This is a genomic window from Streptomyces sp. NPDC031265 (genome assembly GCF_055570295.1).
This window is the reverse complement of the sequence record NZ_JBVIHM010000001.1, coordinates 693,174-705,906: the sequence shown is the minus strand read 5'-3', so window position 1 is coordinate 705,906 and position 12,733 is coordinate 693,174. Positions and strand designations below refer to the sequence as shown.

At 72.0% G+C, this 12,733-nt stretch carries 11 protein-coding genes; 6 read left to right on the top strand and 5 right to left on the bottom strand.

The genetic code is table 11. The features are described 5' to 3' along the window. Positions 1-19 precede the first annotated feature (19 nt). The gene (locus ACZ499_RS03380) at positions 20-982 is read left to right on the top strand and encodes an ATP-binding cassette domain-containing protein (protein WP_468671736.1); all 963 of its coding nucleotides are present in this window, start codon (positions 20-22) and stop codon (positions 980-982) included. After that, entirely contained in the window at positions 979-1,764 is a 786-nt protein-coding gene (locus tag ACZ499_RS03375; RefSeq protein ID WP_468671734.1) for an ABC transporter permease, read from the top strand. Before ACZ499_RS03380 ends, ACZ499_RS03375 begins: the two co-directional genes overlap by 4 nt. Positions 1,765-2,080: 316 nt before the next feature. On the opposite strand, the gene ACZ499_RS03370 is transcribed toward ACZ499_RS03375, so the two are convergent. Next, on the bottom strand, positions 2,081-3,682 hold the full coding sequence (locus tag ACZ499_RS03370) for a FadD3 family acyl-CoA ligase (RefSeq protein WP_468671730.1): 1,602 nt from the start codon (positions 3,680-3,682) through the stop codon (positions 2,081-2,083). Between the two features lie 132 nt (positions 3,683-3,814). On the opposite strand from ACZ499_RS03370, the gene ACZ499_RS03365 reads away from it, so the two are divergent. The 3 genes from ACZ499_RS03365 to ACZ499_RS03355 are packed head-to-tail and all read left to right on the top strand — an operon-like array spanning position 3,815 to position 6,169. Beyond that, positions 3,815-4,957, top strand: a complete 1,143-nt coding sequence (locus ACZ499_RS03365) for a lipid-transfer protein (RefSeq protein WP_468410064.1) — start codon at positions 3,815-3,817, stop codon at positions 4,955-4,957. A 1-nt stretch (position 4,958) separates the two neighbouring features. Next, positions 4,959-5,402, top strand: coding sequence for a Zn-ribbon domain-containing OB-fold protein (locus ACZ499_RS03360; protein WP_468409691.1), 444 nt, complete (start codon positions 4,959-4,961; stop codon positions 5,400-5,402). Then, a complete protein-coding gene (locus ACZ499_RS03355; RefSeq protein ID WP_468671725.1) occupies positions 5,399-6,169 on the top strand; it encodes an enoyl-CoA hydratase/isomerase family protein in 771 nt (256 codons plus the stop codon). The genes ACZ499_RS03360 and ACZ499_RS03355 overlap by 4 nt, the downstream gene beginning before the upstream one ends. A gap of 332 nt (positions 6,170-6,501) precedes the next feature. Here the strand turns inward: ACZ499_RS03355 and ACZ499_RS03350 are convergent, their stop codons facing one another. Further along, positions 6,502-7,167 carry a TetR/AcrR family transcriptional regulator gene (locus tag ACZ499_RS03350; protein WP_468671723.1) on the bottom strand — a complete coding sequence of 222 codons (666 nt, stop codon included), beginning with the start codon at positions 7,165-7,167 and terminating at the stop codon, positions 6,502-6,504. Between the two features lie 171 nt (positions 7,168-7,338). Here ACZ499_RS03350 and ACZ499_RS03345 point away from each other — a divergent pair, with 171 nt between their 5' ends. After that, positions 7,339-7,911 carry an NADPH-dependent FMN reductase gene (locus ACZ499_RS03345; protein WP_468671721.1) on the top strand — a complete coding sequence of 191 codons (573 nt, stop codon included), beginning with the start codon at positions 7,339-7,341 and terminating at the stop codon, positions 7,909-7,911. Positions 7,912-7,923: 12 nt separating this feature from the next. Here the strand turns inward: ACZ499_RS03345 and ACZ499_RS03340 are convergent, their stop codons facing one another. From ACZ499_RS03340 to kbpA, 3 genes are all read right to left on the bottom strand, one after another. Further along, positions 7,924-8,448: a hypothetical protein gene (locus tag ACZ499_RS03340; protein WP_468671718.1), complete on the bottom strand. Its 525-nt coding sequence runs from the start codon at positions 8,446-8,448 to the stop codon at positions 7,924-7,926. Positions 8,449-9,062: 614 nt separating this feature from the next. After that, positions 9,063-11,399, bottom strand: coding sequence for a serine/threonine-protein kinase (locus tag ACZ499_RS03335; protein ID WP_468671716.1), 2,337 nt, complete (start codon positions 11,397-11,399; stop codon positions 9,063-9,065). A gap of 181 nt (positions 11,400-11,580) precedes the next feature. Further along, on the bottom strand, positions 11,581-12,357 hold the full coding sequence (gene kbpA, locus ACZ499_RS03330; protein WP_468671714.1) for an AfsK-binding protein KbpA: 777 nt from the start codon (positions 12,355-12,357) through the stop codon (positions 11,581-11,583). Positions 12,358-12,733: the final 376 nt, after the last annotated feature.

Genomic DNA, 12,733 nt, shown 5'->3' with positions numbered 1-12,733 from the left:
TCTCTGAAGGAGCCCCATCGTGACCAACTCGGCCATCGCGGCGAACGGGCTGCGCAAGTCCTACGGCGACAAGGTCGTGCTCGACGGCGTCGACCTCGCCGTCCCCGAAGGAACGGTCTTCTCCCTGCTCGGCCCGAACGGCGCCGGCAAGACCACCGCCGTGAAGATCCTCTCCACCCTCATCCCCGCCGACCCCGGCACCGGCGACATCCGCATCGGCGGCCACGACCTGGCCGCCGCCCCCCAGGCGGTGCGCCGCGCGATCGGCGTCACCGGCCAGTTCTCCGCCGTGGACGGCCTGATCACCGGCGAGGAGAACATGCTCCTGATGGCGGACCTGCACCATCTGTCCAAGCGGGAGGGGCGGCGGGTCGCCGCCGAGTTGCTGGAGCGCTTCGATCTGGTGGAGGCAGCGAAGAAGCCCGCCTCCACCTACTCCGGCGGTATGAAGCGCCGTCTGGACATCGCCATGACGCTGGTCGGCGCCCCGCGGATCATCTTCCTCGACGAGCCGACCACCGGCCTCGACCCCCGCTCCCGGCACAACATGTGGGGGATCATCCGCGAACTGGTCTCCGACGGCGTCACCGTCTTCCTCACCACCCAGTACCTGGACGAGGCCGACGAGCTCGCCGACCGCATCGCGGTACTGCACGACGGCAAGATCGCCGCCGAGGGGACGGCCGAGGAGCTGAAGCGGCTGATCCCCGGCGGGCATGTCCGGCTCCGCTTCACCGACGCGTCCGCGTACGGGAGCGCCGCCTCCGCTCTCGGCGAGGTCAACCGGGACGACGAGGCGCTGTCACTCCAGATCCCCAGCGACGGGAGCCAGCGCGAACTGCGCTCCCTCCTCGACCGGCTGCACTCGGCCGGCATCGAGGCGGACGAACTGACCGTGCACACCCCCGACCTCGACGACGTCTTCTTCGCCCTGACCGGCAGCGCCAAGGTCCCCAACCAGCCCAAGGAGTCCGTCCGATGAGCTCTCTCCCCCTCGCCGTCCGCGACTCGAAGACGATGCTGCGCCGCAACCTGCTGCACGCGCGCCGCTACCCGTCCCTCACCCTGAACCTGCTGCTCACCCCGGTCATGCTCCTGCTGCTCTTCGTCTACATCTTCGGAGACGTGATGAGCACGGGCATCGGCGGCACCGACCGCTCCGACTACATCGCCTACATCGTCCCGGGCATCCTGATGATGACCATCGGCGGCACCGTGATCGGGGCGGCGGTGTCCGTCGCCACCGACATGAACGAGGGCATCATCGCCCGCTTCCGTACGCTGGCGATCCACCGCGGCTCCGTCCTCATCGGGCACGTCGTCGGCAGCGTGCTGCAGTGCATCGCCAGCGTGGTCCTCGTCGGCGCCGTCGCCGTGGCCATCGGCTTCCGGTCCACGAACGCCACGGCCCTGGAGTGGCTGGCCGCGTTCGGACTGCTCGTGCTCTTCGCCCTGGCGCTCACCTGGATCGCCGTCGGCATGGGCATGGCCAGCCCGAACGCCGAGGCCGCCGCCAACAGCGCGCAGCCGCTGATCCTCCTGCCCCTCATCTCCAGCGCCTTCATCCCGGCCGACACGATGCCGGGCTGGTTCCGGCCGATCGCCGAGTACCAGCCGTTCACCCCCGCCATCGAAACCCTGCGCGGCCTCCTGCTCGGCACCGAGATCGGCAACAACGGCTGGCTGGCGGTCGCCTGGTGCGTGGGCCTCGCGGTGCTGGGCTACTTCTGGTCGACGGCGAAGTTCAACGGGGAGGGGAAGTAACGGCGATGGCCTGCGGAACGGTGACGTCGGGGGCAGGGACAGGCCGCAGACCTCACCAGGGGGCAAGGGCCGCAACCCGCAGACCTCACCAGGGGGCAGAGGCCGCAAGCCCGCCCTTCAGGCGCGGGGGCAGGGAGCGAAGCTCCCGCCCTTCAGGGGCGCGGGGAACTGCGCGACCAGCCACAGACGACCCGCAGACGAACGGGTCCGGGGCGGAGCCCAGTCGCAGGGTGCAGGGGGCGGAGCCCCCGCCCAGGGGTGCACGGGGCGGAGCCCCCGGGAAACCCACCTCAACCCCCACCCACCCCCGGAGGGTTCAGGCAACGGGTGGGGTGGGGGAAAACTCCCGAAGCACCCCCTTCACCACCTTCCCCCCCGCATTCCGCGGCAACTCCCCCAAGAACCACACCTCCCGCGGCACCTTGAAGTTCGCCATCTCCCGCCGCGCCCACGCGATCAGCTCGTCCGCCGTCAGGGCGGACCCGGCCCGCCGCACCACGAACGCCTTGCCCACCTCTCCGAGGCGCGCGTCCGGCACCCCCACCACCGCCACGTCCGCGACCTCGGGATGCAGACCGAGCACCTGCTCGATCTCGGCGGGGTACGCGTTGAACCCCCCGACGATGAACATGTCCTTGATCCGGTCGGTGATCCGCAGGTTGCCCGCCGCGTCCAGGACCCCCACGTCCCCCGTCCGCAGCCACCCGTCCCCCGTGATCGCCCGCGCCGTCTCCGCCTCGTCCTCGAAGTACCCGCGCATCACGTTGAACCCGCGCACCAGCACCTCCCCCGGCTCGCCCGGCGCCGCCAGGACCCGTACCTCCGTACCGGGTATCGCCCGCCCGGACGTGGACGCGATCACCTCCGCCGGGTCGCCTCGGCGGCACATCGTGACGATGCCGCTCGCCTCGGACAGCCCGTACGCGGTGAGCACCGTCCCGATCCCCAGCTCCGTCCGCAGCCGCTCGACGAGCCGCAGCGGGACGACCGCCGCGCCGGTCACCACGAGCCGCAGCGCGGACAGGTCGTGGGCGGTGCGCGCCGGGTGGTCGAGGAGGGACTGGTGGAGCGTGGGCGGGCCCGGCAGTACGGAGATGCGCTCGGCGGCGATGTTCGCCAGGACCGTCTCGACGTCGAACACCGGCTGCGGCACCATCGTCGCGCCCCGCATCAGACAGGCGATGATCCCCGCCTTGTACCCGAAGGTGTGGAAGAACGGGTTCACGATCAGATAGCGGTCGCCCTCGCGCAGGCCCGCCAGCTCGCTCCAGATGCCGTAGGCCCGCAGCGTCTGCGCGTGCGTGATCACCGCACCCTTGGGGCGGCCCGTCGTGCCGGAGGTGAAGACGATGTCCGAGGGGGCGGAGGGAGCCACCGAGTCCGCCCGCCCTCGCACGTCCGCCGCCGGAACGCCTTCCCCTCCCGCCAGGAAGTCCTTCCAGGTCCAGAAGTCGTCCGGCGCGTCCTCCGCCAGGACCACCACCTGTTCCAGATGCGGCAGTCCGGGCAGGGGCCCCGCGCCCTCGCCCTCGGCGGCGGCACGCCGCAAGGTGGCAACGTACGACGTGCCCAGGAACGTTCCCGTGATGAACAGCAGCTTCGCCCGGCTGCGTTGGAGTACGTACGCCGCCTCCGCCCCCTTGAACCGCGTGTTCAGCGGTACGAGCACCGCCCCGGCCGTGACCGCGCCGAGCGCGGAGACGACCCAGTCCAGGGTGTTGGGCGCCCACACCGCGACGCGGTCGCCGCTCTCGACCCCGGCCGCCATACAGGCCGCCGCCGCCCGTTCGACCCGCTCGCCCAGCTCCGCGTAGGAGACGCGGGCGCGGCCCTCGACGACGGCCTCGCGCTGCCCGTACCGCTCGGCCGCGTCCCGTACGAGCTCGGGGACGGAGCCCCACTCCAGGTCTCCCCGCATGGCAAACCCTCCCACCCGCAACAGCGGTCGACACGGTAGCTGACTACCCGTCAGATTAGCTGTACCCTTCCTCGCTGTCAGCAGCAATTCAGCGGCAATGGCGCACGGCGATCGCGGAGGTGGCGGGTGTCGATGCTCAAGGACGCGACGGCAATCGCGGGCATAGGCCAGACGGAGTTCGCCCGCCGACTCGGCGACTCCGAGAAGAAGTTGGCCTGCCGGGCCATCCTCGCCGCGCTCGACGACGCCGGGATCTCCCCCTCCGAGGTGGACGGCTTCGCCTCGTACACGATGGAGGAGACCGACGAGGTGGAGGTCGCCAAGTCCATCGGCGCCGGCGACGTCACCTTCTTCGGCAAGGTCGGCTTCGGCGGCGGCGGTTCGTGCGCCACCGTCGCCCACCTCGCCGCCGCCGTCGCCACCGGCCAGGCGAACGTGGGGGTCGCCTGGCGCTCCCGCAAGCGCGGCAGCGGACCCCGCCCGTGGACGAACACGGCGGTCCAGCTGCCCACCCCCGCCCAGTGGACGCGCCCCTTCGGGCTGCTGCGGCCCGCCGACGAGATCGGCATGCTGGCGCGGCGCTATATGCACGAGTACGGCGCCACCCGCGACCACCTCTTCAACGTCGCCCTCGCCTGCCGCAACCGCGCCAACCAGAACCCGGCCGCGATCATGTACGAGCGGCCGCTGACCCGCGACATGTATATGACCTCGCGCTGGATCAGCGAACCGCTCTGCCTCTTCGACAACTGCCTGGAGACGGACGGCGCGCTCGCGTGCGTGATCGTCTCCGCCGAGCGCGCCCGCGACTGCCGCCACCGGCCGGTGTACGTGCACTCCGCCGCCCAGGGCCTGCCGGCCCAGCACCACGGCATGGTCAACTACTGGAACGACGACCCGCTGACCGGCCCCGCCTGGACCGCCGCCCGCCACCTGTGGAAACAGGCCGACTTCGGCCCCCAGGACGTCGACGTCGCCCAGATCTACGACGCGTTCACCCCGCTCGTGCCGCTCTCCCTGGAGGGCTACGGCTTCTGCGGCCGGGGCGAGGGCGCCGCCTTCACCGAGGGCGGCGCCCTGGAGATCGGCGGCCGGCTGCCGCTCAACACGGGCGGCGGCGGCCTGAGCGAGGCGTACGTACACGGCTTCAACCTCATCAACGAGGGCGTGAAGCAACTGCGCGGCACCTCCACCGCGCAGGTTCCCGACGCCGCGACCTGCCTGGTCACGGCGGGCGAGGGCGTGCCCACGTCCGCGATTCTGCTGAGGAGTTGAGATGCCGGCCCCGGTGACCGACGACGACGGCGCCCCGTTCTGGGAGTACGCCGCCCGAGGCGAACTGCGCGTCCAGGCGTGCGCCGCCCCCGACTGCGGACGGCTGCGGTTCCCGCCCCGGCCGTGCTGCCCGCACTGCCACTCCTTCGACAGCGAGTGGCGCAGGATGTCCGGGCGCGGCCGCATCTGGTCGTATGTGTTCCCCCACCCGCCGCTCCTGCCCGAGTACGCGGCCCAGGCCCCCTACAACGCGGTGGTCGTCGAACTCGTCGAGGACCCGCTGATCCGCCTGGTCGGCAATGTGGTCGCCGAGCCGGACGCGCCGCTGGACTCGGTGGCGCCGGAACGGCTACGGATCGGGGCGCGAGTGCAGGTCGCGTTCACGCGGATGTCCACCGAGGCAGACGGCATGACCGTCCCCCGCTGGCTCCTGGAGCGCACATGACGCTGGAGGTCGTACGGGACGAGAAGACGGGCGTGGCCGTCGTCACGCTGAACCGCCCGCACAAACACAACGCGATCGACCTCGACACGGCGGCCGGACTGTCCGCCGCCTGGCGCGGGTTCCGCTACGACGACACCGTACGGGCGATCGTGCTGACCGGGGCGGGCGACAAGGCGTTCTGCACGGGCATCGACCGCGCGGCGCGGGTGCCGCAGCCGTCGTCCCCGTACTCGGTCGACGACCCCCTCCTCACGATCGGCCCGAAGGCGAACGACCTGTGGAAGCCGGTGATCGCGGCGGTGCGCGGGATGGCGTGCGGCGGGGCGTTCTATCTGCTGGGCGAGGCGGAGTTCGTGATCGCCGCCGAGGACGCCACGTTCTTCGACCCGCACACGACGTACGGAATGGTCAGCGCGTACGAGTCCGCCTACCTGGCCACCCGCATGCCCCCCGGGGAGGCGGCCCGGCTCGCCCTGATGGGCACGGCGGAACGGCTCTCGGCGCGCAGGGCGTACGAGACGGGCCTGGTCAGCGAGGTCACGGCGGCAGGCGAGGAGGTGGCGGCGGCGCTGCGCTGCGCGGAAGTCCTGTCCTCCTACCCCACGGAGGCGATCCAGGGCACGGTCCGAGCCCTGTGGACCACCCGAGCCCCCACTCTCGCCCAGTCGTTCGCCCAGGCCCCACAGCTGATCGCGCTGGGGAACCTTCCGCCGGAACGGCAGGCGGAGTTGTTCGGGGGCAGGGGTGGGGGGTTCAGGGTGAGGTGATTCGTCTGCGGGTGGGTGGGGGCTGGTCGCGCAGTTCCCCGCGCCCCCTTTGTCGCCCGGTGTCCGTCTGCGGACCGTGGTGAGTTGCTCGCGCAGTTTCCCGCGCCCCTGAATGCGCCCCTTCGGGGCGCCCAGGGGATGCCGCGCCGCGGCATTCAAGGGGCGCGGGGCTGTCACATCGTGCGGCTCCGCCGCGATGGGGATCCCCCCTGTTCGAGCGGAGCCGAGAACTTGGGGGAGCGACCAGCCCCCACCGGCCCGCAGCCGACGAAACAGGCCGCCCGCCAGAGGGCTTTCGGGAAGGGTGGGATGGGGACTCCCCGCCGGAGGCGCTACCCGCTACCCACCCCGTACCGCGCCAGGAACACATCCACCCCCGCCACCACGAGCGCCTCCACGTCGTCGTGGGACGGGGCGTACTCGGGGTCGAAGGTCTTCGCCAGTTGCGGGATCGCGATCGTCGCGCCGACCAGCTGCTTCACCGCCAGCTCGGGATCCGGCACGGCCAGCTCGCCGCGCCGCGTGAGCTCGGTGAACGCCTCGACCAGCGGCGCGTTCATCGCCGCGTAGCTGCGCCGGAACCACAGCCGCCCCAGCTGCGGGAAGCGGTCGACCTCCCCGATCACCAGCCGCCGCAGCCGCACGATCCGTTCGTCGAGCTGGATCAGCGTCCATTCGAGCTGCACCTCGATCAGCGCCGAGCGCAGGTCGACGGCCCGGGTGAGCGCGATGCCGTGCGGCTCCAGCTCCTCGTACGCACCGTTCAGGACCGAGCCGATGACCGCGAGGAACAGCCGCTCCTTGCTGCCGAAGTGCTTGTACACCGTCGGCTTGGACACCCCCGCGCGCGAGGCGATCGCGTCGACCGACACCGCGCTGTACCCCCCGGCCAGGAACTCGGCCAGGGCCGCCTCCTCGATGGCCCGCCGCTTCACCTGGGAGACGCTCACGGCCTCCGGGATCACCGGAATTCCGTACGCGTCCACGTCCTCGCTCATCACTCTCGCCTCCGTCGCCGCCTCCACTGTCCGCCTCAGTATGCCCCGACTGAACCGTGCAGAAGACTAAACCACACGGTGTAGTTGCATGACTGAACTGAACGGTTTAGTGTCATCACATCGCCGCAGGGGCAACACCCGCCTCGGGGCGCACACTTGGGAGGGAAACCAATGAGCGACTTCAAGATCCTCGGCATCTCGGGCAGCCTGCGCGCCGACTCGCACAACAGCGCCCTGCTGCGGGCCGCCCAGAAGTTCCAGCCCGGCGGCCTGGACATCGAGATCTACGAGGGCCTGCGCGACATCCCCCCGTACGACCTGGACCTGGACACCCCCGAGAACCGCCCGGCGGTCGTCGCCGACCTGCGCCGCCGCATCAACGAGGCCGACGGCGTACTGATCGCGACGCCCGAGTTCAACTACTCGATCCCGGGCACGCTGAAGAACGCCATCGACTGGGTCAGCACCGACTGGACCAAGCGGGAGGGGCTGCCGCTGCGGCACAAGCCGATCGCGATCATGGGCGCGGCGCCGACCAACTTCGGCACCGTCCGGGCCCAGTTGGCGCTGCGTCAGGTGTTCGTCTGGACCGAGAGCGACGTCGTGATCAAGCCGGAGGTCCAGGTCTTCCGTGCGCACGAGCGGTTCGACGAGAACGCCAACCTGGTCGACGACATGACCGTGTCCATGCTGCGCGACCTGCTGGCCGCGCTCAAGGGCAAGGCGGAGAAGAACCGGGGGTGATGCCGGCGGGCGTCAGCTCCACTCCATGACCCGCACCACGCGGCATTCCTTGACCTTCGCGATGCGCGACGGCAGCGCCATCGGCACCTTCACGCTCTCCGTCGCCCCCGCACCGAGGGTGACGAAGGCGGAGCCCGTGTCGACCGTCTCGTCGGCCGCGCCGAGGAAGGCGACCTCCAGGCGGTAGCGGTGGCTGCCGCTCGCCAGCGGGTCGCCGCTGACCCGTACGGTCGCGGAAGTGACCGCCGGGCGCTTGCCCTTGGCGGGCGAGACGCAGGTGACGACGGTCCCCGTGGCGGTGGCCGAGGGGGACGGCGTCGGGCTCGGGGTGTAGGACCCGGAGCTGGATCCGGAGCTTGAGCCGGACCCTCCGGTGCTGTCGTAGTCGTCGTCGTGGCGGTACCCCGAACCGCCGTTGCTCTTGTGGGAGTTGGAGCAGCCGCCTCCACCGCCACTGCTCTTTCCGTGGCCGTGGCCGTGCCCGGAGAACCCGGTCAGTGCCAGCACCACTCCGGCCAGTACGGCCGTGAACCTCATCCGTCGACGGAACACGTGCCCTACCCCCCGTAACGAAGCCTGCCGAAGACCGCCGACACCGTAACAGGAGGGGCGGGCGGGGTTTCGGCCTGCCCGGGGCGGGGTTCGGTGCGGAGTCCTTCGGTCCGCGCGGTCCGGCTCTTGGGTGATTCCGGGCGGAAACCGCGCGCATCGCCCGTCTCGGCCCGGACAAATGGCTCGGGTCGGGCTGCGTCGGCGTGCGGGGCGGCGTACGGCGCAGCGAAGGACTGCCAGGACTGCCACACGATCTCCTCGGCGTGCACGTCGTACTCCCACAGCCCCGCTGGCAGGGGGGCGGGGTGGGGGGTAGCGTCTTGAGCGAGAGCCGGGGTGGCTCTCTGTCCGGCGCGCTTGCCCGGGCCCGTGTCATCCCGCGCTCGTGAACGACGGCCGCCGTTCCAGCCCCTTCCGTGCCGGGTGCGACGGCCGTCCCGGGGTGGTTTTCCCCCACCCCGCCCGTTCCCTGAAGCCCTGGGCGGGCGGCCGGGTGGCGGGCTGAGGCGGTCTCCCGGGGGCCAAGCCCACCGAACCCCGCAGACAAACCCCGCCCCCACCGCCCCGCGGACGAACACGGAACCCGGGGCGAAGCCGAATCACCTATGCGCCCCCGACGTCGCCGTCCCCTTCACCGCGTCCAGCGCGTACACGCAGCGATCCTTGCTGCACGCGTACACCACCCCGTTCCGCGCCACCGGCGAGCCCGTGATTTCCCCGCCCGTGGCGAGCTTCCAGCGGAGTTGGCCCCCCGCCGCGTCCAGGGTGTAGAGGCAGTGGTCGGCCGAGCCGAAGTGGATGCGGCCGTCGGCCACCACCGGTGTGCCCACGACCTCCGCGCCCGCCGCGAAGCGCCACTTGGGGGTGGAGGTGACCGCGTCCAGGGTGTACAGCGCGTTGCCGCTGCCCACGTGGATGTTGCCGTCCGCCACCAGGACCGGCTCGATGGACTGGCGGGACTCGGTGGCGATGCGCCAGCGGTCCTTGCCGGTGGCCGCGTCCAGCGCGTACACCGTGCCGAGGTAGTCCGCCAGGTACACCCCGCCGCCCGCGACCGCCGGGCCCGGCGCGAAGGTCGGCGGGCAGAGGAAGACCGCCGGGGCCTCGAAGTGCCAGCGGACGTGGCCGCTGGAGATGTCGATCGAGAGGACGCGCGTGCCCGCCGAGACGTAGACGTAGCCGTCCTGTGCCGGGGCGAGGCGGACCGGGACTCCGCCGCACGACGCCGCGTCGCCCACCGGGTACGACCAGCGCTCGACGCCCGTACGCGCGTCGAGGGCGCGCAGCCGCGCGTCCTGCCACACGTACACCGTGCCCTCGTGGATCACGGGGCCGGCCTCGGGGGTCTCGAAGTCGCTCTGGGCGCCGGTGATCTCCCACAGCTTCTCGCCGTTCGCTGCCTCCCAGGCCTGCACCCCGCCGCCCCGGGTCGCGGTGACGATCGTGCCCCGGTCCGCCTTGAGGGCGTAGACCCAGGCGTCGGTCGGCAGGCGCCACAGCTCGCGGCCGTCCGTCGCGTCCAGCGCGTACAGCGTCGGACCGTCGGAGGCGTGGATCCGGCCCGCCTCCACGGCCATCGCCCACGCCACGTCCCGCGTCTTGAACTGGCGCCGGCCGCTGCCCACGTCCAGCGCGTGCACCTCGAAGGAGGTGACGTAGAGCAGGTCGCCCGCCACCGCAGGGGTGCCCCAGACGTCGTTCGACATGCGGAAGCGCCAGGGCCGCCAGCGGCCGGGCGGCTCGGGCGAGCTGGCCGGGGCCGGGACGGGCGGCGCGGCGGCCGGAGCCCCGTTCGCCGGGGGCCGGTCCGGTCTGCCCAGGGGGCCGCCGGCCGGGACTCTGACCCACCCCGTGGCGGGGCTGGCCTCAGAAACCGCCTGCGCCCCGTCCATGACCCGGGGCCCGGGACCGATCGGCACCTTCGCCCCGGCCAGCCGCACAGGCCCGTCCGGCACGGCCTCGGGCAGCGAGGGCTGGTACGGCGGCTGGTAGGGCGGGCGCGACGGCGGCGAGGGGGCCACGGGCTGCGCGACCGGCTTGGCCCGGCCGCCGCCCCGGCGCTGCTCGATCATCGCCACCGAGCGGTCGGGCAGCCATGCCGACGCGGTGCCGCTGTCGTCCGAGCCGCCGAAGAGGTGCGGGGCGAGCTGCGACTGGAGGTCCTCGGGCGAGGGCCGCAGCCCGGCCTCCATCTTCATGCAGGACTCGATGAGCGGCCGCAGCTCGTCCGGCAGTCCGGTCACGTCCGGGCCCTCGCGCAGCAGCATGAAGACGGTCTCGACCGGGTTGGCGCCGTGGAAGGGGGCGTGGCCGGTCGCCGCGAAGACCAGCGTCGAGCCGAGCGAGAACACATCGCTGGCGCCGGTCACGCTGCGCGAGTCCTTCGCCTGCTCGGGCGACATGTACGCGGGCGTGCCCACGGCCACGTTCGTCATGGTCAGGCGCGTGTTGGAGACGCCGGACGCGATACCGAAATCGATCACCCGGGGGCCGTCCTCGACCACCAGGACGTTGGACGGCTTGAGGTCGCGGTGGACCAGGCCCGCCCCGTGGATGGACTGCAGCGCCTCGGCGATGCCGGCCGCGAGCCAGCGCACCGCCTGGGCCGGGAGCGGCCCGCACTCGTTCACTATTTCCTCTAGCGAGGGCGCCGGTACGTACGCGGTGGCCAGCCACGGCACGGCCGCGCGCGGGTCGGCGTCGACCACGGCCGCCGTGTAGAAGCCGCTGACGGCCCGGGCCGCCTCCACCTCGCGGGTGAAGCGCACCCGGAACAGCTGGTCCTCGGCGAGCTCCGTGCGCACCGTCTTGATCGCCACGCGGCGGCCGGACGCCGAGCGCGCCAGATAGACCAGCCCCATGCCCCCGGCACCGAGCCGTCCCAGCACCTCAAAGGGGCCGATCCGCCTCGGGTCGTGCTGCGTCAGCTGCTCCACTTGCCTGCCACCTCCCCGTACGGGCCTTAAGTATCAACGCGTCGCAACAAGGCCCCGTGCAGCGTCTCACGCGGCACCCCGATTCTTCCTGCCGGAGGCGCCCGGTGGCCAACCCAAGCACGGATCGGGATGTCTCATCCCGATCCGGACATCCCCCGCCCGTTCCGCCTGGAGGGGCGGGTCAGTCCTTCTGGAGGATGGCGAAGCTCGCCCCCTGGTCGTCGGTGAGGACGGCCATCCGTCCGTGGGCCATGTCGAACGGCACGGTGGTGACCCGGCCGCCCAGGTCGGCGCAGGCCGCGGCCGTGGCGTCGCAGTCCCCCACCGCGAAGTACACCAGGAAGTGGTCGGGCATCTCGGCGGGGAAGGTGTCCCCTATGAGGCTGCGGCCGCCGAAGGCCGTGTCTGGGCCGGGCTCGGAACCCGCGGGTGACCAAGTGCGGAAGTCGTCGTCCGTGCCGTCCAGGTCCCGGCCCTCGAAGCCGAAGACCGCCTCGTAGAAGCGGTCGGCCTGGGCCGTGTCCCGGGTGTACACCTCGGTCCAGCAGAAGGAGCCCGGCTCGCCGCTCATCTCGAACCCCGTGTGCTGAGCGGCCTGCCAGAGGCCGAAGACCGCGCCGCCGGGGTCGGCGGCGACCGCCATCGTCCCGTACGGAGGAACCTCCACCGGGTCCCTCACCAGCTGGCCGCCCGCCGCCCTGATCCGCACGGCGAGGCCCGCGGCGTCGGGGGTCGCGAAGTAGACGCCCCAGGCGGTCGGCATCCGGCCGTCCCTCTTGGGGACGAGGGCGGCGACGCGCTTTCCCCCGCTGAAGGCGTTGGTGTAGTACCCGTACCGCTCCTCGGCGTCGTCGTCGAAGGTCCAGCCCATCAGTGCGCCGTAGAACCGCTTGCCCGCCGCGAGGTCGGACAGCGTCGCGTCGGCCCAGCACGGCGCGCCTTCCGGAAATCCGCCCATGCGCCTGGTTCCTTCCTGGAGTGGCCCCGCCCGGGGTGCCGCTACGCGGTGAAGCTAACGGCCCCGGCCGCTCCCCGCAGCGGCATAAATCGAACAAATGATCCGCTTTGCCCCCACTCTAGGCGCCCGCGCCCTTTTCCCGCACGGGTTGTCCACAGAGCGTGTCCACAGGCTGTTGATAACACCATTCGAGTGGCGGACGAGCGCTCGACATCCGGTCTGCGCCGGGTCCGGTGGCGGGGCCCGGCCGCCGGGCCCCGCCGGGGCGGGGGGGGGGGCCGCCCCCCCCCCGCCGCCCCCCGCCCTCACACCCCCAACCCCCGCTTTCGGCGGAAGAAGCCCACCTCAAACCCCCCCCAGTAAAATTAAAGCACCA